This window comes from Staphylococcus sp. HMSC070D05 (assembly GCF_001815595.1).
In the GTDB taxonomy this organism is placed as follows: Bacteria; Bacillota; Bacilli; order Staphylococcales; family Staphylococcaceae; genus Staphylococcus; species Staphylococcus hominis.
The window spans coordinates 48,000-73,691 of record NZ_KV821091.1 but is presented as its reverse complement, the minus strand read 5'-3'; the positions used below and the strand labels follow the sequence as shown (position 1 = coordinate 73,691).

The 25,692-nt window shown below is 30.7% G+C and carries 30 protein-coding genes and 1 riboswitch; of the genes, 4 read left to right on the top strand and 26 right to left on the bottom strand.

Annotation, left to right across the window (positions count from 1 at the left end; genetic code table 11):
• Positions 1–143 precede the first annotated feature (143 nt).
• The 10 genes from HMPREF3046_RS01575 to HMPREF3046_RS01530 all read right to left on the bottom strand — a co-directional run bounded on the left by HMPREF3046_RS01575 (position 144) and on the right by HMPREF3046_RS01530 (position 9,202).
• Positions 144–506 carry a type II toxin-antitoxin system PemK/MazF family toxin gene (locus tag HMPREF3046_RS01575; protein ID WP_017174798.1) on the bottom strand — a complete coding sequence of 121 codons (363 nt, stop codon included), beginning with the start codon at positions 504–506 and terminating at the stop codon, positions 144–146.
• Positions 503–673 carry a type II toxin-antitoxin system antitoxin MazE gene (mazE, locus tag HMPREF3046_RS01570; protein WP_002448681.1) on the bottom strand — a complete coding sequence of 57 codons (171 nt, stop codon included), beginning with the start codon at positions 671–673 and terminating at the stop codon, positions 503–505. Before mazE ends, HMPREF3046_RS01575 begins: the two co-directional genes overlap by 4 nt.
• An 85-nt stretch (positions 674–758) precedes the next feature.
• Positions 759–1,904: an alanine racemase gene (gene alr / locus HMPREF3046_RS01565; protein WP_070715881.1), complete on the bottom strand. Its 1,146-nt coding sequence runs from the start codon at positions 1,902–1,904 to the stop codon at positions 759–761.
• A 42-nt stretch (positions 1,905–1,946) separates the two neighbouring features.
• Positions 1,947–2,300: a holo-ACP synthase gene (gene acpS, locus HMPREF3046_RS01560; RefSeq protein WP_070715879.1), complete on the bottom strand. Its 354-nt coding sequence runs from the start codon at positions 2,298–2,300 to the stop codon at positions 1,947–1,949.
• Between the two features lie 27 nt (positions 2,301–2,327).
• Positions 2,328–2,804 (bottom strand): PH domain-containing protein, encoded by a 477-nt coding sequence (locus HMPREF3046_RS01555; RefSeq protein ID WP_070715876.1) that lies wholly within the window; start codon positions 2,802–2,804, stop codon positions 2,328–2,330.
• A complete protein-coding gene (locus HMPREF3046_RS01550; RefSeq protein WP_070715875.1) occupies positions 2,797–4,299 on the bottom strand; it encodes a PH domain-containing protein in 1,503 nt (500 codons plus the stop codon). Before HMPREF3046_RS01550 ends, HMPREF3046_RS01555 begins: the two co-directional genes overlap by 8 nt.
• Positions 4,289–4,768, bottom strand: a complete 480-nt coding sequence (locus tag HMPREF3046_RS01545; RefSeq protein WP_070715873.1) for a PH domain-containing protein — start codon at positions 4,766–4,768, stop codon at positions 4,289–4,291. The genes HMPREF3046_RS01550 and HMPREF3046_RS01545 overlap by 11 nt, the downstream gene beginning before the upstream one ends.
• A 249-nt stretch (positions 4,769–5,017) precedes the next feature.
• Complete coding sequence (locus HMPREF3046_RS01540) at positions 5,018–6,529, bottom strand: degradosome RNA helicase CshA (RefSeq protein WP_070715870.1); 1,512 nt, start codon at positions 6,527–6,529, stop codon at positions 5,018–5,020.
• A 231-nt stretch (positions 6,530–6,760) separates the two neighbouring features.
• Positions 6,761–8,116 carry a UDP-N-acetylmuramoyl-tripeptide--D-alanyl-D-alanine ligase gene (murF, locus tag HMPREF3046_RS01535; RefSeq protein WP_070715868.1) on the bottom strand — a complete coding sequence of 452 codons (1,356 nt, stop codon included), beginning with the start codon at positions 8,114–8,116 and terminating at the stop codon, positions 6,761–6,763.
• A gap of 15 nt (positions 8,117–8,131) precedes the next feature.
• Positions 8,132–9,202: a D-alanine--D-alanine ligase gene (locus HMPREF3046_RS01530; RefSeq protein WP_002455069.1), complete on the bottom strand. Its 1,071-nt coding sequence runs from the start codon at positions 9,200–9,202 to the stop codon at positions 8,132–8,134.
• Between the two features lie 372 nt (positions 9,203–9,574).
• On the opposite strand from HMPREF3046_RS01530, the gene HMPREF3046_RS01525 reads away from it, so the two are divergent.
• Positions 9,575–10,759 carry an FtsW/RodA/SpoVE family cell cycle protein gene (locus HMPREF3046_RS01525; RefSeq protein WP_070715865.1) on the top strand — a complete coding sequence of 395 codons (1,185 nt, stop codon included), beginning with the start codon at positions 9,575–9,577 and terminating at the stop codon, positions 10,757–10,759.
• Positions 10,760–10,916: 157 nt separating this feature from the next.
• Here the strand turns inward: HMPREF3046_RS01525 and HMPREF3046_RS11175 are convergent, their stop codons facing one another.
• The 3 genes from HMPREF3046_RS11175 to csoR all read right to left on the bottom strand — a co-directional run bounded on the left by HMPREF3046_RS11175 (position 10,917) and on the right by csoR (position 11,685).
• On the bottom strand, positions 10,917–11,054 hold the full coding sequence (locus tag HMPREF3046_RS11175) for an Lmo0850 family protein (RefSeq protein ID WP_141755510.1): 138 nt from the start codon (positions 11,052–11,054) through the stop codon (positions 10,917–10,919).
• Positions 11,055–11,166: 112 nt separating this feature from the next.
• Complete coding sequence (locus HMPREF3046_RS01520; RefSeq protein WP_070715862.1) at positions 11,167–11,376, bottom strand: putative copper chaperone CsoZ; 210 nt, start codon at positions 11,374–11,376, stop codon at positions 11,167–11,169.
• Positions 11,377–11,391: 15 nt separating this feature from the next.
• Positions 11,392–11,685 carry a copper-sensing transcriptional repressor CsoR gene (csoR, locus tag HMPREF3046_RS01515; RefSeq protein ID WP_002437530.1) on the bottom strand — a complete coding sequence of 98 codons (294 nt, stop codon included), beginning with the start codon at positions 11,683–11,685 and terminating at the stop codon, positions 11,392–11,394.
• Positions 11,686–11,851: 166 nt separating this feature from the next.
• Between csoR and cls the strand changes: the two genes are divergently transcribed.
• Positions 11,852–13,336: a cardiolipin synthase gene (gene cls / locus HMPREF3046_RS01510; protein WP_070715859.1), complete on the top strand. Its 1,485-nt coding sequence runs from the start codon at positions 11,852–11,854 to the stop codon at positions 13,334–13,336.
• Positions 13,337–13,370: 34 nt separating this feature from the next.
• A complete protein-coding gene (locus HMPREF3046_RS01505; protein WP_002437536.1) occupies positions 13,371–14,018 on the top strand; it encodes an HD domain-containing protein in 648 nt (215 codons plus the stop codon).
• Between the two features lie 67 nt (positions 14,019–14,085).
• On the opposite strand, the gene yidC is transcribed toward HMPREF3046_RS01505, so the two are convergent.
• The 7 genes from yidC to HMPREF3046_RS01470 form a co-directional block, all read right to left on the bottom strand.
• Positions 14,086–14,955, bottom strand: a complete 870-nt coding sequence (gene yidC, locus HMPREF3046_RS01500; protein ID WP_002455066.1) for a membrane protein insertase YidC — start codon at positions 14,953–14,955, stop codon at positions 14,086–14,088.
• Positions 14,956–15,043: 88 nt separating this feature from the next.
• The gene (thiE, locus tag HMPREF3046_RS01495; RefSeq protein ID WP_070715857.1) at positions 15,044–15,682 is read right to left on the bottom strand and encodes a thiamine phosphate synthase; all 639 of its coding nucleotides are present in this window, start codon (positions 15,680–15,682) and stop codon (positions 15,044–15,046) included.
• A gap of 2 nt (positions 15,683–15,684) precedes the next feature.
• Complete coding sequence (gene thiM, locus HMPREF3046_RS01490) at positions 15,685–16,473, bottom strand: hydroxyethylthiazole kinase (protein ID WP_070715856.1); 789 nt, start codon at positions 16,471–16,473, stop codon at positions 15,685–15,687.
• Positions 16,466–17,287 (bottom strand): bifunctional hydroxymethylpyrimidine kinase/phosphomethylpyrimidine kinase, encoded by an 822-nt coding sequence (gene thiD / locus HMPREF3046_RS01485; protein ID WP_002455065.1) that lies wholly within the window; start codon positions 17,285–17,287, stop codon positions 16,466–16,468. Before thiD ends, thiM begins: the two co-directional genes overlap by 8 nt.
• Complete coding sequence (gene tenA, locus HMPREF3046_RS01480; protein WP_070715854.1) at positions 17,280–17,969, bottom strand: thiaminase II; 690 nt, start codon at positions 17,967–17,969, stop codon at positions 17,280–17,282. The genes thiD and tenA overlap by 8 nt, the downstream gene beginning before the upstream one ends.
• A 75-nt stretch (positions 17,970–18,044) precedes the next feature.
• Positions 18,045–18,147, bottom strand: a riboswitch (TPP riboswitch).
• Between the two features lie 210 nt (positions 18,148–18,357).
• Positions 18,358–19,104: a transglycosylase family protein gene (locus tag HMPREF3046_RS01475; protein WP_070715853.1), complete on the bottom strand. Its 747-nt coding sequence runs from the start codon at positions 19,102–19,104 to the stop codon at positions 18,358–18,360.
• A gap of 394 nt (positions 19,105–19,498) precedes the next feature.
• A complete protein-coding gene (locus HMPREF3046_RS01470; protein ID WP_070715851.1) occupies positions 19,499–19,894 on the bottom strand; it encodes a single-stranded DNA-binding protein in 396 nt (131 codons plus the stop codon).
• A 193-nt stretch (positions 19,895–20,087) separates the two neighbouring features.
• Here HMPREF3046_RS01470 and HMPREF3046_RS01465 point away from each other — a divergent pair, with 193 nt between their 5' ends.
• Positions 20,088–20,528: a YwpF-like family protein gene (locus HMPREF3046_RS01465; protein WP_002448687.1), complete on the top strand. Its 441-nt coding sequence runs from the start codon at positions 20,088–20,090 to the stop codon at positions 20,526–20,528.
• Between the two features lie 49 nt (positions 20,529–20,577).
• Here the strand turns inward: HMPREF3046_RS01465 and fabZ are convergent, their stop codons facing one another.
• The 6 genes from fabZ to atpG form a co-directional block, all read right to left on the bottom strand.
• Complete coding sequence (gene fabZ / locus HMPREF3046_RS01460; protein WP_002448673.1) at positions 20,578–21,015, bottom strand: 3-hydroxyacyl-ACP dehydratase FabZ; 438 nt, start codon at positions 21,013–21,015, stop codon at positions 20,578–20,580.
• Positions 21,016–21,042: 27 nt separating this feature from the next.
• The gene (gene murA / locus HMPREF3046_RS01455) at positions 21,043–22,308 is read right to left on the bottom strand and encodes a UDP-N-acetylglucosamine 1-carboxyvinyltransferase (RefSeq protein ID WP_070715850.1); all 1,266 of its coding nucleotides are present in this window, start codon (positions 22,306–22,308) and stop codon (positions 21,043–21,045) included.
• 106 nt (positions 22,309–22,414) lie between these two features.
• The gene (locus HMPREF3046_RS01450; RefSeq protein WP_070715848.1) at positions 22,415–22,645 is read right to left on the bottom strand and encodes a DUF1146 family protein; all 231 of its coding nucleotides are present in this window, start codon (positions 22,643–22,645) and stop codon (positions 22,415–22,417) included.
• Positions 22,646–22,959: 314 nt separating this feature from the next.
• The gene (locus HMPREF3046_RS01445; protein WP_002448708.1) at positions 22,960–23,361 is read right to left on the bottom strand and encodes a F0F1 ATP synthase subunit epsilon; all 402 of its coding nucleotides are present in this window, start codon (positions 23,359–23,361) and stop codon (positions 22,960–22,962) included.
• Between the two features lie 21 nt (positions 23,362–23,382).
• A complete protein-coding gene (gene atpD, locus HMPREF3046_RS01440) occupies positions 23,383–24,795 on the bottom strand; it encodes a F0F1 ATP synthase subunit beta (protein WP_070715846.1) in 1,413 nt (470 codons plus the stop codon).
• A 21-nt stretch (positions 24,796–24,816) separates the two neighbouring features.
• Positions 24,817–25,683 carry an ATP synthase F1 subunit gamma gene (gene atpG / locus HMPREF3046_RS01435; protein ID WP_070715844.1) on the bottom strand — a complete coding sequence of 289 codons (867 nt, stop codon included), beginning with the start codon at positions 25,681–25,683 and terminating at the stop codon, positions 24,817–24,819.
• Positions 25,684–25,692 lie beyond the last annotated feature (9 nt).

Here is a 25,692-nt window from a genome sequence, read left to right as displayed (position 1 = left end):
CTGCGACATCTTTAAATAATCATAAACTTCCTAAATAGTATCATTAAATTCAACTGAATTTAATCTAATTAAAACTTTTCAAAAGTACAATTGATTTATTTCAAAAGTTTATTTCATATTTTCTGGATTATACATATAAAATACTAATTTTTTTGAGGACGAACATCGTGTAAACCTAAACTTATATCTAATGCATCGTCAACTTCTTTCATTTTATCTTCTGATAAATATGTAAGTTTCTCTTTCAATCTTTTTTTATCTAATGTTCGTATTTGTTCTAAAAGAATGACTGAATCTTTATCTAAACGATATTTTTTCTTTTCTATTTCTACATGTGTTGGTATTTTCGCTTTATTTATCCTACCAGTAATCGCAGCAACGATTACTGTAGGACTATATTTATTACCAGTATCATTTTGAATGATAACTACAGGTCTTACTCCCCCTTGTTCAGACCCTTGAACTGGTGATAAATCAGCTAAATATACATCGCCTCTTCTAATCATTCACTTTTATAATTAGATGTAAGATATGATTCGTTACAATCACAAGCTTCACATTCTAATGGAAATGCTTCAGTTGCTAGGGAGAGGTTTAAATCGGCCATTTGGACATAGCCCTCTTTTAATGATTGTTCAAGACTATGGCTTCTATTCTGATTAAAAGTTAACATACTATGAACCTCCAATTGATACAAACAAGACATTATAAACTTTAATTTAGTTTTATAATAACAAATTTTGTAACAAGTGACTATACTAATTTAATAATTCATTTGTAACTTCAAATTTTTTATTTAAATAATATATTCTTGGAAGTCTGCGTCCTAAATTACATAAAACTTCATAATTAATTGTATTTTGTTTTATAGCTAATGCCTCTACTGCTTGTGAAGAATTTAAATTGTTATCTATTAAAATAACTTCATCTCCTTCTTTCACATCATCTGATACACTAATAATCATTTGATCCATGCATACTCTTCCAATGATTTCACATTGATGTTGATTGACATTTACGGCAAATCCTTGCATAGACCTTAAGAAACCATCTGCATATCCAATTGGTAAAACTGCTATTTTCATTTTTTTAGTTGCAGTGAATGTACTTCCATAACTTACAGAGTCTCCAGGATTTAAATATTTAGTTTGGACAACGTGAGTCATTAACTTAGCACTTGGTTTTAATTGAACATCAACTTCAGTTCTAACATATTCAGAAGGATAATAACCATATAGTGAAATTCCAAGTCTTAACGCATTGCATAATTTACAATTTGCTAATAAAGCGCCCGCTGAGTTTTGAGCATGTATATATTTTGGTTGCTCTGCTTTTGTTACCAATTCTTCAAATAATGCATATTGTTGTTTCATTGAATCACTAGGTTCATCTGCATTGGCAAAGTGAGTAAAGACGCCATCAAAAATAAGAGTTGGATGTTCTTTAATAAGATTAATGACTAGCTGATACTCTTCAAGCGTTTTAATTCCTAGTCTTCCCATTCCGGTATCTAATTTCACGTGAAGATATACATGATCTGAGTTATCTTCTATATACTGAATCGCTCGTTCTAACCAAAACTGTGAGGGCACAGTTAAGGTAATGTCATATTGAATCGCTTTATTTATATCTTTCGGTGATATCGCACCTAAAACTAATAATTTAGCATTTATATTATGTAAGCGTAATTCAATAGCTTCATCTAAAGTAGCAACTGCAAAAAATTGAGCCCCATTATTTTCTAAAATTTCTGCTATTTTTACACTCCCTAATCCATACCCATTCGCTTTAATTACAGGAATCACTAACTTATCACTTTGAAGTGTTTTAAAAATATTATAATTGTATATAATGGCATCAAGATCTACATTTAAATATGTCGGTCTATAAGCAACATCTGACATATGAAGTCCTCCTTATTTAAACTTATAAAAAATTGATATGACTTATTTTTCCAATATTACTTCACTCATTGCGTAATGTTGTGTATGCGTAATCGAGACATGAACAACAAAACCAGGATATTTGATACAAGGTTTACCCTTTTCATCGTTATAACAATCAATATCATTAAATGCTACCGTTTTTCCTACCCCTGTTCCTAATGCTTTACTAAATGCTTCTTTAGTTGCAAATCGTCCTGCTAAAAATTCTAATTTTCTTTTATCATTTTTAAAAGAGTTAAATTTTTGCTGTTCTTGATCTGTTAGTATTCTATGTATTAATTTATCACTTTGTTTAATATACACGTCTTTTATTCGGTCAATTTCAATTAAATCAATACCAATACCATGTATCATATCTACACCTCACCTAATTATCCTTTATTATTCATATAGTTCGTGTTTTCTATTTTGAATCATTTGTTTTAAATAAATCGCTTCTTTTTTTGCAATTAGTTCTATATTGCATTCTCCACCTGCAGTAGATAAATGAAGATGTGCTAACTTATATTTTCTCATTATGAATCCTTCTATGACCTCTATGTTTTGTATTCTATAAAATGGTATAATATTTGTTTCAACAGTTATTATACCGTTTTTAATATGAATCTCGTTTTCATCATAGTAATAACTGAAATAATGATATCTCAGAAGCGGAATAACAATAATAAATAGTATGATATAAAGCAATATAATTACTACAGAAATAATGATATTAATTGAAAGTTTTGATATGTGAGTAAAATACACATCTATCATATTGAGTAGAAATAAAAAAACAGTAATAATTATAAGTCCTATCAATGATGTGATTCTCATCACTTTTAGACCACTTGTATTCATAAAACTATGTTCACTCAATCTTAGACCCTCCTAAATAGGTCTCAATATTTAATTGAACCTGTTTTTCAGAAGCATATTTTAGCTTAATATCTTCATTTACCGCACCCTTAGCTATAATAAAATGTAAATGTGCTAAATGGCTCTTTTCTAACAATGGATTTTGATTAACATTCATACCAATAATTTTATCCTTTTTAAAATGATATGAATTAATATGCATGATACTTACTTGGCGAAGTGCAATTTCATTTTTTCTATTACATAATCCAGAAACAGATATATACACATACGCATGAATTGCCATAAAGATAATAATAATTATCGCTATAATATAACTCCATTTACTCCAATAGTAAGCACCTATAGTTGCACCAAGAATCAATATGATACTAGGTATAAAAAAGTGGCGATGATATCCTCGTTTTGGCACATTTTCAGTAATAGAGTTAAATTGCATTTCAGGAATTAATTTTCTAATAATAGAATAAGCCTCTTTTTTATTAATAAATGGAAGAATCATAATTTTTCCGTTTTCACTTACATCTTCATTAGATTTAACTTCTAAATCACTTGTAATAATAAAGTATATAGAGGTATATCCAAATAACTTTCTAATAAATGACTGTTTTTCTACCACTGCTTGTAATCGTTCAGTAGGCACTGTGATATTTTTTACATTTAGTAATCCGTAAGTAATTTTCAACTCATTATCATGTTGTGTGATTGTATAGTTATAATAACGTAGAACAACAATTAGAGTGCCTATAACATAACAAAATATAAGTACAATCAATATAATAATAGTCACTAAAAACGTAACTGACTGTATCCATTGAAAAAGACGAGACGTCCATTTTTCCCATGGGATAATATCTTCAAATGCACCTATAATGGGGGAAATGGTGGCGAATGCTACACCTATCACGCCACTTGTCAATGCCATAAAAATCAATAGTTTATTAGACATTTTAAATATTACTTCATTATTACTACTATCTTCAGATATTAATTCTTGTTCGCTATTATTAGGCTTATTATCAGGCTCTATTTCTTGACTGTCTAACTGAAGTTGTCTTTTTTTAATTGTACGTTCAATCAATTCACTTTGTTGTTTCGAAATCGTTTCAAGTTCAATACCATCACTCGGCGTTTTAATTTGTAATCGTACGCCACCTACTAATTGATTAATCAGTCCTTGTGTGGTATCTAAGGATTGAATTCGATTCAAATTTAATTCTTTGCGTTTTTTATTTAACCATCCAGATGTGACTATAAATTGATCATTTTCTATCCAATAACGCGTTAGACGTACTTTTTGAAATTGATTAATCATAGAAAAAAGAATAATCAATAAAAAGATACCTGGTCCAATGTAATGTCTAATATTTGTAAAATCAAAATTCCATATATTAAATCCAATAAACACGATAATAACAAAAATGTTTTGCTTTATAACATCTATTAGACCTGTGAAATAAGAAATCGGATGTAATTTTTGAGGTTTAAATATCATCATTACTACCTCGCATTTGTGATAAGATATGTAATATTAATCGTTCTGCTTCTTTATTAGAAACAACAGGTGTTGTGAGTTCATGACCTGCAGTCACAACAATGACTCTCTTAAGATTAAACTTTTTCAATAACGGATTTGTTTTAACCTTTAAAAGTTGTAATCTTTCAATTTTTGTTGTTTTATAGCTTTTAAAAATAAAAGTATTTAAAATTTCTATGTTATTATTTTCTATATTATAAAATCTATAAGAGTATCTATTGATGGGTTGTAGAATAAAACGAATAAAAGAACAAATAGTTAATACAAGTAGAATATAAAAAATAAAATGGGGCCAGTGAAATGCTTTCCAACAATACAACCCACCACTTAAAATAATGAGCTCTATTAGTAATGTGGCTCCACTTACTAACCAATGATATAAAAATGCGGATTTAGGACTTTTATGAAAAGAGTGATGTAATTGCACAATAAACTCCTTAACAATTTTTTTATATTATATCATACTATTTTTTTAAAAATAATATGATAGATGTTAATGAAAAAACAAAACTGAATACTATCTATTTAAATACGATTAATTATCCTCTTTTTCTTTAAAACATTATTAGTACAATTATTTATAAATTTAATAGGTAAAACTTATAATCAAAAAGAGCTTGAGACATAAACATATGTCTCAAGCTCAATCAAGCAAATTTAATCTTATCTATAACAACTATTTTTGTAAATCAGCAAACGTACGACCTTTGATAGATGTTTTTCTTTTATCTTGTCTATCTCGACGATCTTGTTTTTTACCTTTTTTCTTATTGAAGTTACCTTTTGATCGTTTATTTTTGTTGTTAAATTTATTGTTTCGTTTACCACCACGTCTTGATTGATTACCTTTATTATTACGACTCTTTCTTGCAAGTGGCTTTTCGAAAGTTAATTGAACTTCAACTTCATCGTTTGCTTCGACAAGTTCTTGTAATAATGAAGCTACTAATTCAGTGCTATCATATTCTTCTAATAATTCACTAGAAATACGTTTTAAACGATCTTCACTCTCACGTGACATCCAGTTTTTAACTTTATCTTTAATCTCTTCTTCACGTGCTTTAAGCACTTCTTTACGATGAGGTGGTCTTAAAGCTTTCATTCTTCTGTCATTGACTTCTTCAATTTGACGAATGTAATCCATTTCAATTGGATTAACAAACGTAACAGCAATACCTTCTTTACCTGCACGACCTGTACGTCCAATTCTATGTGTATAACTTTCAGTATCTTGAGGTATATCAAAATTATATACGTGACTTACACCTGAAATATCAAGACCACGTGCTGCAACATCTGTGGCAACTAATATATCAATTTGATCGTTTTTGAATTTTTTAAGTACTTCTAAACGTTTGGCTTGTGTAATGTCTCCATGTAATCCTTCTGCTTTGTAACCCTTAGTAAGCAATGCACTTGTTAACTCATCCACACGACGTTTAGTTCTACCAAATACAATAGCTAACTCAGGTTGATGTACATCTAAGAAATTAGTAAATGTATCAAATTTTTCTAATTCTTTAACAATTGTATAGTATTCGTCGATTTGAGGATCAGACATTTCATTGTTCATTGTTTTAACAATTTGTGGTGACTTCATAAATTGTTGTACTAATGTCTGAATAGCTTTAGGCATCGTCGCTGAAAATAGCATTGTTTGTCGTTGTTCAGCAGGAATTTTATCCATAATAAATCTCATATCATCAATGAAGCCCATGTTCATCATTTCGTCCGCTTCATCTAAAATTAAAGTATGAATATCATTTGTTTTTAATGTACGACGATTTAAATGATCGATAACACGTCCTGGTGTTCCTACTACAATTTGAGGCCCACGTTTTAATGCTTTAATTTGTCTATCGATTGGCATACCACCAAAGACAGTAACAACTTGAATATTTTGTCCGCGACTGAATTCGCGTAATTGTTCAGCAACTTGCATTGCTAATTCTCTTGTAGGTGCTAAAATTAAAGCTTGAACGCCTGATTTTCCAACAACTTTTTCTATTAAAGGGATACCAAAAGCTCCGGTTTTACCCGTACCTGTCTGAGCTTGTCCAAGGATATCTTTTCCTTCTAATGTATAAGGGATACTTTCTTTTTGGATCGGTGTTGGTTCTTTAAAACCCATTTCTTCTAGGGTTTTTACCGTTTTATCCGAAATCCCTAATTCTTTAAAATTTTGCAATATAATTCTCCTTTTAATTCTTTTATTTATCAATATACGTTTTTGTATATAAGGTCTTCTTATTACGTCAACTTCTATATAGTACCACCTAAAAATAGTTATCGCAATAAAGCAATTTTCATATCTACAACAAATAACATTTTTAAGTAGAGTATTTATTCTATTAAAATAATAAAAAGAAGTTGCTTTGAAACCTTTCATTTCTAAGCAACTCTTGATTATTATGAATAATTAAATTAAAGCATTTACTACTTCTTCAAGTTTATTACCACGTGACCCTTTAATTAACACTTTATCATCAGGTTGCAAAATAGACTTTAAGTAATGAGTCAGTTCATTTTTATCTGAAAAATAAGCTACATCTTCCACAAACTGACCACCTGTACGACTTATAAACTTAGCATCATTACCGTAAGTAAGTAACGTATGAATACCCTTATTGTCCAAATAAGCACCTACATCTTCATGCATACGTTGACTATTTTCACCTAATTCTAAAGAATCAGCGAGTACAATAATTTTACGTCCATTCATATGACTTAATGTATCAATAGCAGCTTTCATACTTGTTGGACTTGCATTGTAAGCATCATTAATAACCGTAATTTGATTATCAGTAACATGGCGTTCCATACGCATACCTGTGAGTTGTACATTACTTATATTCTTTTGAATTGTGTCGTAATCTAAACCAAGTTCATGTCCGATTGCAATAGCGATAGTAGCATTTTTCATGTTGTGAATACCTAAAATTGGTAATTCATAATGTTCCTTGTTATTTATCATAAATGCTATGCCATCATTTTTACTATTTTCAACTTTACATACTAATGTATTTTCATGATTTAAACCAACACTAACAAGTTTTGCATTTTTCACATTGTCAACATGAGGCTTTAGAAGTGGTTCATCTCCATCATATATAAATGTACCATCGGATTTAAGACCAATAGTAATTTCAGATTTGGCTTTAGCAATACCTTCTCTAGAACCTAAATCTTGCATATGAGATTCACCAATATTTGTGATAACCGCAATATCAGGTTCCGCAATTTTAGATAACAATTCAATTTCGTGGAATCCTGACATACCCATTTCCAAAATAGAAATTTCTGTGTCTTTGTCTAATTGAAGAATGGTTAAAGGTAGTCCAATTTCATTGTTATAGTTACCTTGTGTTTTTTTGACTCTAAATTCGGTATGTAATACACTTTCAATCATATCTTTTGTTGTTGTTTTACCATTAGAGCCGGTCACTCCAATTACTTTTGGATTAACATGCTTTAAGTACGCTTTAGCTAATTGTTGTAAAGCTGTTAATGTATCATCTACCCATATAATAGGTCCTTGAATTGAATCGCTAATATCCTGTCCTTTTTCATAAAATGAAGCACCAGCACCACTTTTTAGTGCTTGTTCTACAAAACGATGACCGTCTACATTTTCACCTTTAAATGGAACAAATAACATCTCTTTTTCTACATGGCGAGAATCGATAGTGACTCCTTTAATTTGATGTTCTAAATATGCTTCATCAATATCGCAAGATATCCATTTTTGTATTTGTTTTAATGAAACTTCAATCATACTTAGGCTCCTCGCTTAATCGATAGTATATTTATTTTTCTTTTTATCTTCGTAACGTTCTTTAGCTAAATCAATTAGTTTAGTGATTAAATCAGAGTATGATAATCCCATATTTTCCCATAAACTTGGATACATGCTAAATGCTGTAAAACCAGGCATCGCATTTGTTTCATTAATGTAGATTTGATTATCTTCCGTCACAAAGAAATCGGCACGTACTAATCCAGAACAATCTGTAGCTTTAAATGCTTCTAATGCCATATTACGTAACGTCATTTGAACCTCTTCATCTAATTCTGCTGGAATTTGTAAACTGATTTTACCATCTTTATATTTTGACTTATAGTCATAAAACTGAACATCTTTAATTACTTCTCCAGGCCATGTTGTTTCAGGATAGTCATTACCTAAAACTGCGACTTCCACTTCACGTGCAATAACACCTTGTTCAATCACTAACTTACGATCAAATTGAAATGCTTCTTCAATCCCTTTTTTAAGTTCATCTTCATTATTACATTTACTAATACCCACACTAGAGCCAAGGTTAGCAGGTTTTACAAATACTGGGTATGTTAATTTATCATTAACGAGTTTAATAATATTACCTTCATATTTTTCATATTCACTTCTTAAAAAACTAATATAAGGTAGTTGGGGTAAACCGCGATGTTCAAACAATTGTTTCATTACTAATTTATCCATCGAACTGGATGCAGCTAATACACCATTTCCTACATATGGCAAATCTAGCACTTCAAATAAACCTTGAATGGTACCATCTTCACCATTTGGTCCATGTAATAATGGGAAAATAGCATCATATTTATTTCCTTCCCCATTTTCTTTTAAAAGTAATGTAATTTCTCCAGGACTTATATCTTCTAAATGTAATTCTTCAATAGTTTTAATGTTTTTTGTAATATTTTCTTTTTTCTTCCATTGACCATCATTTGTAATATATATAATATCTACAAGATACTTGTCTTTATTAATCGCATTTAATACATTTTGTGCCGTTAAAATTGATACATCATGCTCAGCACTTTTACCACCATATACGATACAAATATTTTCTTTTACCATGCTTTATATCCTCCATCGAGAAAAATAATGACAAAAGCCATTTATAAATTGAAGTTTAATTACGCTTTTGTTTCTCTCATCATAATTATAATACTATAATGTATTAAGTTTAAATTGTTAATTATACGTTTCACTAACGATATGTAATTTAAATTATTCTTTCTAAAAGTTCATATTATCACAGTATCAGTATTTTTTGCATTTACCAATAAATAAAAATATATATTTCTTAAAGAATAGTCTACTCAAGTTAATGGTTATTTTTTAGATTAAACCGCTTTGACTTTATATCATCTTCTATATTTTCTAGCATAATCATATAAAGTCATGTAAAATCTATATATACTATTCTATAGAATTTAAGGAGTTTTTATGAAATATTCATCCCGTCAACAGCCTAAAACACATTGGCTTCGAAAAATTGACTGGATACTTATAGCATTAATAATGATTTTAGCCATCATTAGTGTGACTACAATCAGTTCTGCTATGGGTGGCGGCCAATATAGTGCCAATTTCGGTATTCGTCAAATTATCTATTATATTTTAGGAGCAATACTAGCACTTATTGTGATGATTTTTTCTCCCAAAAAAATAAAAAATAATACATATACATGGTATATCTTCTTTTGTATCTTACTACTAGGTTTATTAATCATTCCTGAAACACCTATTACGCCTATTATTAATGGCGCTAAAAGTTGGTATGCTTTTGGTCCAATTAGTATTCAACCTTCAGAATTTATGAAGATTATTTTGATACTTGCCTTGGCTAAAATCGTTTCTAATCATAATCGATTTACATTTAATAAATCTTTTCGTACTGATTTAATCTTATTTTTTAAAATTATTGGCATATCCCTGGCACCTATGATGTTAATTTTACTTCAAAATGATTTAGGAACTACATTGGTTCTATGTGCCATTATTGTTGGAATCATGCTAGTGAGTAGTATTACATGGCGTATTCTTGCCCCTATCTTTATTACTGTAGCAGTATTAGGAAGTAGTATTATTTTAGCCATTATATACAAACCCTCTCTGATTGAGAAAACGTTACATATCAAAATGTATCAAATGGGTCGAATCAATTCATGGTTAAATCCTTACGCTTATAGTAATGGAGATGGCTACCATTTAACGGAATCGTTAAAAGCTATAGGATCCGGTCAATTATTTGGTAAAGGTTATAATCACGGAGAAGTATACATTCCAGAAAACCATACCGATTTTATTTTTTCTGTCATTGGAGAAGAAATTGGATTTATTGGAGCAGTGATATTACTTCTTATATTCCTAGCTTTAATTTTCCATCTTATCCGTTTAGCCATAAAAACAACTTCATCATTTAATAAGGTATTTTTAATTGGTTATATTTCTTTACTCGTCTTCCATATTTTGCAAAATATCGGTATGACGATTCAACTTTTACCTATTACAGGTATACCACTACCATTTATTAGTTATGGTGGTAGTGCATTATGGAGTTTAATGCTAGGTATTGGTGTTATACTTTCTATTTATTACCATCAAAAGCCAGTGTCAAAAGATGCTTAGTAATAAATATATTTTAATTCAGTTAATAATGTGAAAATAGTATAAGAGAGAATGGGACAAAACTCATTTTGACTTTATCGTTCCACTTCGGAAATGTATCTCCAACACAAAAAGTCTGAGACAACTAATAATGTCTCAGACTTTTTTCAATCACATATTATTTAAGTTCTTGAGTAACGGTTTTTGTGGTAGGCAAAGTATTAATAATGTCGAAACGAGATTTTGTTTTTTTGATATTGACGCCTAAAGATGATAATAATTTGACTACATTTTGTAACTTATCTGATTTTTTCATGGTATCTCACCTCGTTTTTTGACTTTCAATGATATACTACCCTAATTAGTCATGCTTTACTACCATATTTGAAAATTATTTTAAATTATTTAAGTTACACTAAAACTTTTTATTATGAAAGTACTTTAAATCCAGCGTCATAAATTTCTTTTTCAATACTATTTAAATTAGTAGGTGTTTCATATTCAACATTAACCTTATTTCTTTCTATATCGATGGATACCGTGTGTACTCCAATCATATTTAACAAACGCTTATTTAACATTTGTGCTTGTTCATCTGTTTCAATGTTATCTATAAATACAATATTACTGTTTAACATATTACAATCTCCTAACTAATCTTTAACTAGTTTTTGAAATGTCACTAGTAGTTCTTCCATTGCTTCTTCTTCAGTACCTTGATTTATTTTTTCCATAATACAACTTTTCATGTGATGTTCTAGTAATTTAGTAGCAACACTATTCAGTGCTGAACGTGTTGCTCTTATCTGAGTTAATACATCATCACAGTAGACGTCTTCATCAATCATTCGATTAATTGCTTTAACTTGTCCTTCTATTCTATTTAATCGAGATTTTAAATTTAATTTAACTTGCTCAGAATGATGGGCATGATTTTGATTTTCCAACTATTTCACCCTTTCAATAGCTTCTATATCATCGTATAATTTCCTCTTTATTACGTCAATTATACATTTTTATTTTAAAAATTAATCATACCATTTATTATAGTGCATGGTACAATATTTGTTAGTACATTAATTTTAAACGATTTAGGAGGTTCAATTAATTAGTATGGTAGAGATCGTGCAATTATCTTTTTCACACTCTTCTTTAATTATTAACATCGTATTAATCACTGCCTTTATACTAAACCTAATTTTCGCATTTATCATTATCTTCATGGAACGTCGTAGTGCAGGTTCAATTTGGGCATGGCTTTTAGTTCTTGTATTTCTACCGATAGTAGGATTTATTTTATATCTATTATTAGGTCGTCAAATACAACGCAATCATATTTTCAAATTAAAAAAAGAAGATCGTAAAGGTTTAGCTATGATCGTTGATGAGCAATTAAATGCGCTTGAAAAAGATGATTTTTCTAAAGGTAATCATCAAATTGTTAAGTTTAAAGAAATGGTGCACATGTTACTCTATAATAATGCTGCATTTTTAACTACTGATAACAGTATAAAAATCTTTACAGATGGTCATGCTAAATTTGACGCATTAATTGAAGATATTCAAAATGCTAAAGATTATATACATATTCAATACTATATTTTCAAAAGTGATGGTCTTGGACGTCGTATTTTAAAGGCACTCGAAGACAGACTTGAAGATGGTATAGAAGTTAAAATGTTATATGATGATATGGGCTCAAGAACATTACGCAAAAAAGATTTGAAACAGTTTAAAGACAAAGGTGGACACGCAGAAGCCTTCTTCCCTTCCAAATTGCCCTTAATCAATTTAAGAATGAATAATCGTAATCATAGAAAAATTGTCATTATAGATGGCAAGATTGGCTATGTTGGTGGTTTTAATGTTGGTGATGAATACCTTGGTAAAGATAAAAAATTTGGTTATTGGAGAGATACTCATTTAAGACTTGAAGGTGACTCTGTCAATGCATTAGAATTAAGATTCATCTTAGATTGGAATTCACAATCAACACGTGACAATATCAGCTATGAAGATAGATATTTTCCTGATGTAGATTCAGGTGGCGAGATTGGTATTCAAATCGCTTCAAGTGGTCCTGATGAAGACTGGGAACAAATTAAATATGGCTATTTAAAGATGATTATGTCAGCAAAACATTCTATTTATATTCAATCACCTTATTTTATTCCTGATCAAGCTTTTATTGATGCCATAAAAATTGCCGCTTTAGGTGGAGTTGAAGTTAATTTAATGATTCCATGTAAACCTGATCATCCTTTTGTTTATTGGGCTACATTAAAAAATGCCGCTTCTTTATTAGACGCAGGTGTTAAAATTTATCAATATAATAACGGATTTCTACATTCAAAAATACTCATTGTCGATGATGAAATCGCTACTGTAGGTACAGCGAATATGGATAATCGTAGTTTTACATTAAATTTCGAAGTTAATGCGTTCATCTATGATGAAGACATTTCTCTTCAACTTAAAAAAGCATTTATTAAAGATATGAAGGTCTCATATGAGTTAACTAAAGAATTATATAATCAACGTAGTACTTGGATTAAGTTTAAAGAAGGTATATCTCAATTATTATCACCAATTCTTTAAACTTATTCAATACATGTTTTTAAGGGAGTAGTTTATGAATCAAGCAGAACAAATATTATTAGCTAAGGAATATATGTACCAATTTCATAAAAATGATTACTCTGGACATGATATTGCACATATTGAACGTGTCACATCATTAGCTAAATATATTGCCAAACAAGAACATCAAGGCGATTTTCTTACAATAGTTTTGTCAGCTTTATTACATGACGTCATAGATGATAAATTGACTGATAAACACCATGCTTTAAGCGAATTATATCAATTTTTTAAAAAAATAAAATTGGATGATTCTGTTCAAAAGAATATTATTTTTATTATCAAACATTTGAGTTATCAAAACGGTAGAAATAACGATGTTACACTTCCAATCGAAGGACAAATCGTTAGAGATGCTGATCGCTTAGATGCAATTGGTGCTATAGGTATCGCAAGAACGTTTCAATTTTCTGGACATTTCAATGAGCCAATGTGGACAGAATCTCCCTATCACTCAATTCCTTCAGAAAAAGATATGGTTGATCTACCTCCTTCTGCTATTAGACACTTCTATGATAAGTTATTAAAATTAAAAAAATTAATGCATACACAAACAGGATCTCAACTGGCTGAAGAACGTCATCAATTTATGAAACTATTTTTATCTCAATTTTATAGCGAATGGCACTTAGAAGAATAAAAAAAAGTAGGAAAAGATAATCTATCTTTTCCTACTTTTTTATCGTATTTATCGTATTATGCTTATATTATTTTTTCTTCTTATTATTTTTAGACACAACTTGCGTATTTTTACCTTTTTTATTTGAATTATTTTCTTTATGTGCCTCAACCATAGGTCCAATTTCTTGTTTTGCAACTTTTTCATAATGTTTATTTGCAAAGAATGTTTGAATAATTAAGAATGCCGCACTGACAGACCAATATAATCCTAGTGCTGAAGCTGAACTTAATGAAATCCAAATAATCATAATAGGTGAAACAATCATCATCATATAAGTCATTTGACGTTGTTCTTCAGGCATTTGTTTACTTGACACCCATGCTTGAATAAAGTATAACACACCGGCAATAATAGTAATCCAAATATCAGGATGTACTAAATTAAACCATAAGAAATGTGGATGTTCTGTAATACCGCCACCAATACGATAACGCAATACGAAATATAATCCCATAACAATAGGCATTTGAATTAAAACAGGCAAGCAGCCTAAAGCGCTCTTCATAGGATTGATGTCGTATTTTTTATAAACTTCCATCATTTCCTGATTAGCAGCCATTTTTTCTTCTTGAGTACGTGCTCGCTTAACTTTTTCTTGTACACCTTCTACTTCAGGTTTAGCAATTTTCATTTTTTCACGCATCATATGACTATTTTTATAGTTTGATAGCATGAAAGGCAATAAGATAATACGAATAACTAATACTAAAACGATGATTGCAATACCATAATCATCATGAAAAACAGAATGGCCTAACCAATGTAAAATTTTAGCCATTGGTTCAACGAATGTATTGTAGAAAAATCCATTTCTATTACTAGATTTGGAATAGTCACATCCAGCTAAAAAGACCATTACCCCTAATAACAAAGGTAGTAGCGCTTTCTTCTTCATTTTTACACCTCTATTGATATATTCACGTAGAAATAATTTTATCATAGATAGGGTGTACTAGAAAACAAAAACTGAAAAAAAGAGATATTTATTTGAAATAGTGCTTTAATTTATTAACAGTCTTGTCAATATTTTGACTATGTGTAATGACCGAAATAACTGAAACACCATCAGCGCCTTCTTTAGCTATGGGCTCACAATTATCTTCAGTAATACCACCTATAGCAACCATAGGTAAGCTTGGATTAATATTTTTTAATGTTGAAATCATTTCAGGGCCTACAGGGGCACTTGCATCAGATTTTGAAGATGTCTTATACATTGGACCTACGCCTATATAATCTACGTGTTCTAAATCTGATTTTTGATATTCCTTTACGTTTCCTACACTTAACCCTATAATTTTATTTTTAAAACGATTAGCAAAAGAAGCAATTATTTCGTCATCTTGACCTACATGTATACCATCTGCATCAATTTTTTCAGCTAAATCCACATCATCATTAATTAAAAAAGGTACTTTATACTCATGGCAAAGTGTTTTCAATTCTTTAGCTAAGGCCACTTTTTCATCTCCTACCAAAGCATTTGGTCCCTTTTCACGAAATTGAAATAAAGTAACTCCTGATTCTAATGCTGCTTTTAAAACATCTTTAATGTTTTGATCACCGATGATGTCTTGCGTTCCACATATAAAATAGACTTGTAAACTTTTTGAATCAAACATATTTAAACCTCTTCACGTTTTACAAATTGTTTATATGTATCATAGTTCAGGTGATACATTTCATCAAGTAATTGAGGTAAGAATGTTCCAGGTCCATTAACCTTTTCACTTTTTTCAGCAATCTCTGCAGCGATATTATAATAACTTACTGATTCTTCTAATACTTGTAATGATGGATGTGTATTTCTAAATAAAAATCCAGCAACTAAACCGCCTAATAAACAACCAGCGCCTGTAATTTTTGCAAGTAATGGAGAACCATTTGATAATTTGACAATTTGATTCCCTTGAATAATAACATCTTCTCTACCTGTAATAACAATTGCTGTTTGATATTTTTCATAAGCTTTTTTAGCAATTGTCACTACATCTAAGTCTGTTTCTCCATCAGTACCTTTCATTGTAGTATTTGAATCTACTAAAGTAAGAATTTCAGATGCATTTCCTTTAATTACAGAAACATTTATTTCAGAAAGAAAAGTTTCACAAAATTGTTTACGATATGTTGATGCACCTACAGCAACTGGATCAAATACAATGGGTGTCCCTTGTTTATTAGCAATTTTTCCGATTTCTAAAATATCTTTTTCATTTGCTTTAGTTAATGTCCCAATATTTATAAGTAGTGCCCCTGCTACTTTATAGAACTCTTCTGCTTCTTCTGGAGCTTCACTCATTGCTGGACTTGCACCAATACTCAAGAGTCCATTCGCAGTGAAATTTTTAACCACATCATTGGTATAACAGACTACTAGTGGATTCTCTTGTCTTATCTTTTCTAAACTATTCATCGTCTAAACCTACTTTCTTCATATAAGCGAAATGGTTTACCGGGCCACGTCCTTGGCCGATTTCAGGTGTATGTTCAATACTTAATGAAATAAATTTTTTAGCTTTTTTTACAGCTTCATAAATTGTTTTACCTTTAGCTAGTTCCGCTGTGATAACAGCTGAAAATGTACAACCTGTACCATGAGTATGTGGCGTATTAAATCGCTTCTCTTCAAAAGTATAGACATCATCTTTAGTAAATAAAAAGTCTTTAGCATTATTTAAATCAGCAGAATGACCGCCTTTAATTACTACACCTTTACTTCCTATTTCATTTATAAATATATGACCTGCTTTACGAATATTATCTTCAGTATCAATTTTCAAGCCAGTAATTTCTTCAGCTTCTGGAATGTTAGGAGTCACGACATCCGCTAATGGTAAGAGCGTTTTCTGAAGATGTTTTTTTGTTTCATCATCCATTAAGGAATCGCCACTTTTAGCTAGCATAACTGGATCGATAACATAGGGAATATCACTATGATTTTTTAAATACGTTTGAATCAGTTCCATCGTTTCATGTGTAGCAATCATTCCAGTCTTAATTGCATGAGGTAATTCATCATCAAATACACTATCTAATTGTTCTTTAACCCAACTAGTTTCTAGATTATGAATATGTTGAACTCCTTTAGTATTTTGAGCCACAATGCTTGTAATAGCAGCCATTCCATATACGCCACAAGCATGGAAAGATTTTAAATCTGCCATAACCCCTGCGCCACCAGAAGGGTCAGTACCAGCAATTGTTAACGCAATCTTAGGTTTATTCATGATTTGCTCCTCCAAAATCCCATTTTTCATCAATATATGCCATATTGAAGAAATGACGTTCATGTACAGTACTTTGTAAAAATGCTTCTTTAATTTCTCTTTTTTCCTGTTCGGTACAATGTTCTGTAAGTTCATTTAACAAACGATCAAATACTTCAATTAAAGGTGCCATTTCAGTGCTATAAAAATCAAACCACTTAGCAGTAAGTGCATCTCTATTAAGATTTGAATCTTCTAATCCCCATTTAGCAATCACTTCATATACGTAAGGACATGGTGCCATTGCAGCTATAGTGTATGCAGCATTTTCATGAGTATAAGCATGATAATACATATGTTTAATGTAATGATCTCCACTAGGTGGCCACACTTTTTCTTTTACAATTTCTTCATAAGGTTCGTTAATATAGTCCGCTAAAATTTCATGAGCTTCTACTTCGCCTTCTAACATAAATTCAATTTGCTCTACTAAGAATTTTACTTCTTTCATAGTAGGTGCTTTAGGAATAAGTAAAGCATATAGATTAGTAAATTCTTTTAAATAAGAAGCATCAGCACGTAAGTATTGGCGTACTGCTTGTCTTGATAATTTTCCTTTTAATAAATCTTGAATAAAACCATCGTTATAAATCTCTTCAATAATTAGTTTTGACGCTTGCTTTAATTCATCTGAAAAACTCATTAACTATTCCTCCTTGAATAAAAAAACTACATTTCAACGTAGAAATGTAGTCAATATTCAAAAAATAGAATAAATGAATATGTATTACTACTTTCCTACGTTGGCATTAACCAAATCAGGTTATAAGGGTCTGAATGCTTCATCTCAGCCGTATTACACGGCTCCCCTAGTAGTTTTTAGTTTAAATTAACCATAACAAAACCATTGTTATAATTCAAATAAAAAAGATATTAATTGAATTAAGTTTAATTCATGCAACTATTATTATAATTATAATAAATAAAGAATAGTACAGAAATCTTTTTAAATTCAGTTATTACTATCAATATATAAAAATGCCTAAGACAACTTATATTGTCTCAGGCACTATTAAATGATTTATTAAGTTTTACGCTGTAACCCATTGAGATGGACCCGCAGTATTATAAAGTTTTACTGCCGCAGCATCTTGAACACTTTCAGGTGCTTGTGCTGGTGATACACCTTTATATTGCGCTGGTGCTACTGAATCCCAAGTTGATTGTAAGAATTGATATTTACCTGCTGCACCAGAAGAAGGATTGATTGCATGAATATCTCCACCTGATTCGCGCTGAGCGATTTGTTGTAAATGACTATTTACATTTACTGATGAACCACTTGTTGATTGTTTAGGTTGATTTGTAGTTGCATTAGCAGGTGCTTGTTGTGTTTGTTTTGTTTGTTTAGTTTGTGTTGTTTTTGGTGCTTGTTGTGTTTGAGCTTCATTTGCATAGTGTTGACTTACATTTGAAGTTGAAGCTGATTGATTTATGTTATTATAATTATTATTTTGGTAAGATACATTTTGTGCTGTTTGAGTTGAAGCTACATTTTGATTAGCACTATTTACAGTTGAACCGTTTGATGGATAATATTCCCATTTAAAATATGTTCCATCTGACCAAAAATGATAAGTTTTACCATTTAAATTAAATTGGTAATTATATGCGCCTTCTTGAATAGGATGTTGATTTAATGATTGATCGTTAGATTCCGCTAATTGAGCTAATTTTTCTTTATTAATTTGACTTTCACTTGCATCAGCATGACTTACGTTTCCTGCTACTAATCCTAAACCTACTGCTAATGAAGATGCAATAATTGTCTTTTTCATAATAGTATAATCCTCCTAAGTCATTTATTTTCTTAAATATTTTACAGATACTACTCTAACATCTTAAAAAGCTTAGCAGGTTACAGTGAAATAAAAAAGAATGTATTTATTTTACATTAAAATTACATAGGTTTATAGATAATTCTTCTTATATATATACTATAAAAACTTTAATGGCAGTATTTATTAGATATATAATAAAAGAATTAACTGTAATCATCTTGTAATATTTCAGAAAAATGAACTGTATTTTTTATCATTCAATGAATTAGTTGTATCTAATGTCTCATGCATAGTTAAAGAGGTCGGAATATTTATACCGACCTCTTGAGTATAATTGAAAGACTTATTTTATATTAATTGGAAAGGTTTGGAGTATTAAAAATAGAGAGTTTTATTTTATATTCATTAATTCGAGATAATCAAATGGATAAGTGTCTGTATTTAGTGAGTTATCTGAGAGTTTTTCATTATTTAATTTAGGGGACATAAATTTAATTGTTTCAACATATAATTCTGTTACAAAGTGAGTTTGTTTTTCCTTTTCATATTTACGAGAACGCATTTGGCCAGTAATACCTACTAATGATCCTTGAGAAGTATATTTTTCAATGTTACTGGCCATCTTACCAAATGCTTTACACAATATATAGTCACACGCTATTTCATCATTTTCATCTTTATAATTACGTTCAGTAGCCACACTAAACGTTGCGATTTTCACCTCCTCATTATTATAAATTTTTGCATCTTTAGTCATACGACCAACGATTACTATCTTATTTAACATGTGTCACCTCCTTATATCGTTATATTAAATAGAATTGAATATAACGTCAAAAAGCTATTTTTTTAAATTTCTTCTCTTTTTAGTATTAATATCTGATATATTTAAGAAAAATATTAAGATATGACACTTCTTATTTAACAAAAAACCAATAATCATATAATTTAAAAATTTTTAAGAGTATGGGAGTAATGTTATGAAGACGTTTAAAGCAGTTCGATTCCAAATAGTAAGCGATGGTAACAGGATTTCAGAATTTGAACTTTATGATGGTGTGATTATAAATAAAGAAAGTAGTGGTACAGGTTGGCTTCTGGAAATTGTGATTTCAGATACACATTATGATATAATGCAAAAATATTATGAATCACAAACAATATTAGATATCAGAGTAGTGATTACTAGACCTTCTAACGATCCAGCATTGTTTGATGCAACAATAAAAAACATTTCTCTATTTGCAGGAAAAATGTCAATTATTTTCGAGTGTCATATTTATACACATCGACAAGTATACGCAGAAACTCTATTAGAACAACTTATTGATGAAGGATTATCAGGAGAAGAATTGAAAATCACATTCAACAGAATGATGCAATCTAAGCCGAAATTAAAAGAAGAAAAATTTAAAAAATAGAAATAGAGTAGTAACGAAATGATTTATTTCGTTACTACTCTATTTTAAATTATGCATCTTGAATAGCAAAAGTAAGTTCACAACTACAAGCAAGCTGTCCATCAACAGTAGCTTTTGCTGTACCTTTTCCAATAGGACCTTTAATTTTTGTAATTTCAACTTCTAACATTAAAGTATCACCAGGTGTCACTTGTTTTTTAAATCTACATTTATCAATACCAGCAAATAAAGCAATTTTACCTTTATTTTCTTCACTATTTAACATAGCTACTGCTCCAGTTTGTGCCAAAGCTTCCGTAATGAGAACACCAGGCATAACTGCATAATCAGGAAAATGTCCTTGGAAAAATGGTTCGTTTCCTGAAACTTGTTTTAAACCTACACAACGCTTTCCTTCTTCATATTCAACAATACGATCAATAAGTAAAAAAGGTTGTCTATGAGGGATGATTTTTTTTATTTCATTATAATCAAAAATGGTTTCCATAACTATTACCTCAAATCTATTTAAAAATTAGTCATTGACTCTTTTGATATCTGCACCAAGTGATTTTAACTTCTCATGGAAATTAACATAACCACGATCTAAGTGTTTAAGCTCTGTCACTTGAGTTGTACCTTCTGCTACTAAACCAGCCAAAATAAGAGCTGCGGCAGCTCTTAAATCGGTAGCTTTTACTTGAGCACCTTGTAGTTGACTTTTACCTTCTATTTTAGCACTTCTACCTTCTACATTAATATTAGCATTCATTCTTCTAAATTCTGCAACATGCATAAATCTATTTTCAAATACTGTTTCAGTAACCACTTTATGACCTTCAGCTGTTAATAATAATGCCATCATTTGTGATTGCATGTCTGTAGGGAAACCTGGATGAGGCAGTGTTTTAATATCTACAGGTTGAAGTTCACCATTTGTAGTGACATGTACACCCTCCTCATTAAAATCGAGATTAACTCCCATTTCTTCTAACTTATAAATTAAACTTGTCATATGTTCTTTAACAGCACCTTTTACAAAAACATCTCCTCTTGTAATTGCTGCTGCGATAATAAGTGTACCTGCTTCAATGCGATCAGGTATAATTGAATGTTCAACTCCCGTTAATTTTTTAACACCATGGATAGTAATTGTATCTGTACCAGCACCAATAACGTTACCACCCATTTCATTGATATAATTAGCTAAATCTACAATTTCAGGTTCTTTAGCTACATTTTCTATAACAGTTTTTCCTTGTGCCAAAGAAGCACCCATTATAATGTTTTGAGTTGCCCCTACACTTGGAAAATCTAGATGAATAGTTGCGCCTTTTAATCCCTCTTTAGTGCTTGCATATATATTTCCGTTTTCTAAATGAATTTCTGCACCTAGTGCTTCAAAACCTTTGATATGTTGTTCAATTGGACGAGCACCAATTGCACAGCCACCTGGTAATGCAACAATTGCATGACCTAGACGTGCTAATAAAGGTCCCATTACTAACACACTTGCTCTCATTTTACTCACATATTCATAAGGTGCTTCTTCATTTAGTGTAGCAGAAGCATCAACTGTAACTGATCCGTTTTCTTTATCGTAATCCACTTTAGCATTTAAAGTAGATAAAACATTATTGATAGTAACAACATCACTTAAATCAGGCACATTTGTTAATTTGCTTTGTCCTTCAGACGCTAATAACGATGCTGTAAGGATAGGTAATACAGCATTTTTAGCTCCTTCTACTTGAACTTCACCAGTAAGGCGATTGCCTCCATTTATAATTATCTTATCCATATTAATCCTCCACATTAAACTCCTATTTCTTATAACATTTCCCATTTTAAATTACTTAATTAATTAATTTATCTACATTTTTAGTTAATTGGTAAAAATTCATTTTTTAAAATAAATATTTAATTTGTGTAGAATACTGTAATAAGTCAACGATAAAGTTACTTACTGCAGTACCCATTAAAATTGCTAAGAAAATCATACACACTTGCAGTTGTATTGAATATCCTTTTTTAAAAAAATGATCTAATCTGAGAGAATGTAATGCCCAGTACGCAATACATATACATATTACATGTAAAAATAGATGTATTATTGCAAATTGCCCAACATATTCCATTCTTTTCTCTCCTTAAAGATTTCTGTAATATATTGTACATTAAAAAAGTTAATAATGATACATAAGAACGTTACGATATTTAATAAAAGTAGCTAAAATAAAGATTTAAAGTGATTATCATTCTAAGTTCTTTTATGCACAATATAAAAAAGAGCTTGAAACACCATTAAATGTCTCAAACTCTTTTAATATATTAAGAATACTTAACTAAATCAAAAATATTTTAATACCTGTTACTTTTTCATTAACCATTCTCACTAAAGTGAGACAATATAATCCTCATAAATATTATCCCACGTCAATTAATTTAATTATTATTTTAATTCAGCTACACGCAGACGGTTTTCCGCTCTAGCTAATGCGCGTTTAGCTCGGTTAATGTCACTGTTATCCTCTTCATCTAAATGAGACTGAGCTCTTTGACGAGCCAACTTAGCTCTTTCTACATCAATCTCACTAGCTGTTTCAGCTGTTTGAACAATGACAGATACTTTATGTTGTCTAATTTCAACAAAGCCACCACTAACAGCTATATATTCAGTACCATTCTTAAACTTAACTTTAATATGGCCTATCTTTAATGCGGCAACTGTCGGAATATGTCCACTCATGATACCTATTTCGCCCGCAGTAGTTTGAAATACAACGAGTTCAACATCATCTTTTTCGTAGACTGAACCATTAGGAGTGACAATATCAAGATTTACTGTGTTCATTATCTTTACCTCCTAATTAGTTTAAACTTCAACACCCATATCTTTAGCTTTAGCAATAACATCATCCATACTTCCAACTAAACGGAACGCATCCTCAGGAATATGATCATATTTACCATTTAAGATATCTTTAAAGTCCGCTACAGTTGTTTTAACTGGAACATAAGAACCTTTTTGACCAGTAAATTGTTCAGCTACATGGAAGTTTTGTGATAAGAAGAATTGAATTCTACGTGCACGTTCTACTGTTAATTTATCTTCTTCAGATAATTCATCCATACCTAAAATTGCAATGATATCTTGTAATTCTCTGTATTTTTGTAATGTAGATTGAACATCACGTGCAACTTCATAATGTTCTTGCCCAACAATAGATGGTTCTAAAGCTCTAGAAGTTGAAGCTAATGGGTCTACCGCAGGATAAATACCCATTTCAGTTAATTTACGTTCTAAGTTTGTTGTTGCATCTAAATGTGCGAACGCAGTTGCTGGTGCTGGGTCAGTATAGTCATCGGCAGGAACGAATACTGCTTGAATTGAAGTTACTGAACCTTTATTAGTAGATGTAATACGTTCTTGTAATTGACCCATTTCAGTTGCTAATGTTGGTTGATAACCTACAGCTGAAGGCATACGTCCTAATAATGCTGAAACTTCAGAGCCTGCTTGAGTAAAGCGGAAAATATTGTCAATGAATAAAAGTACATCTTGACCTTGTTCATCACGGAAATATTCAGCCATTGTCAATGCTGATAAAGCAACACGCATACGCGCACCTGGTGGCTCATTCATTTGTCCAAATACCATGGCAGTTTTATTGATAACACCACTATCGCTCATTTCATAGTATAAATCGTTACCTTCACGAGTACGTTCACCTACACCAGCGAATACAGAAATACCACCATGTTCTTGAGCGATATTATTGATTAATTCTTGAATTAATACAGTTTTACCTACACCGGCACCACCGAATAAACCAATCTTACCACCCTTAATATAAGGTGCTAATAAGTCTACAACTTTAATACCTGTTTCAAGAATTTCTACTTCAGTAGATAATTCATCAAAATTAGGTTGACGACGATGAATTGGATCACGTCTAACAGAACTATCTATTTTTTCGTTTAAATCTATTGTTTCTCCTAAAACGTTAAACACACGTCCAAGTGTTTCTTCACCTACAGGAACACTAATATCTTTACCAGTATTCACAACTTGCATACCACGTTGAACACCATCAGTTGAATCCATTGCAATAGTACGAACAACATCATCACCTAGTTGCAATGCAACTTCTAATGTTAATTTGAATGTGCCATCATTTTTGGGTACTTCAATAATTAGGGCATTATTAATTTCAGGGACTTCATTATGTTCGAATCGAACATCAATTACAGGACCCATAACCTGAGTTACACGGCCATTACCCATGTTGTTTCCTCCTTTAAAATATTATTCAAGTGCGGCAGAACCACCAACAATTTCTGTAATTTGTTGAGTGATTTCAGCTTGTCTCGCTCTATTATATTGTAATGATAAGTCATCAATAAGTTCAGTTGCATTATCAGATGCATTTTTCATTGCAGTCATACGTGCTGCATGTTCACTAGCCTTAGCATCAAGAATCGTTCCATAAATTAAACTTTCAACGTATTGTGGAAGAATAACTCTTAAGATTGAGTCTTTATCTGGTTCAAATTCATATGAAGACATTTGACCTTGGCCTTGACTAGAATCTTCTTGAGATAATGGTAGAACTTGTTTAACAGAAGGTTTATTTTCAAGAACACTAACATAGTGGCTATAATAAATCTTAAGTTCATCAATATGTTCTTCACTGAATAAGTCAATCGCATGCTTAGCGATAGCTTGTATTGATTTAAATGAAGGTTGATCAGGTACATCAACAAGTGAACTTTCAACTTCATAACCTCTATTTTTAAGGAAATCAACACCGGATTGACCTAAAACAATAATGCTATATTCATCACTATTTGTATGTTTTTCTTTAATGTCATTGACTAGTCGCTTAAGCACATTCGAACTATAAGCACCCGCTAATCCTTTGTCACTTGTAATAACCAAGTAACCACTACGTTGAATATGTCTTGATCTTAACATTGGATGATTTGAATTTTTACTTGCGCCTGCAATAGCAGTTATCGCATCTTGCATTTTTTCCATATAGGGTTCGAATTGCTTAGTATTTTTTTCAGCTCGACGTAATTTAGAACTTGAAACCATGTTCATCGCTTTGGTAATCTGTTTCATTTTTTTCGTCGATTTAATACGACTATCTATCTCTTTAAGAGAAGCCATTATCTCACC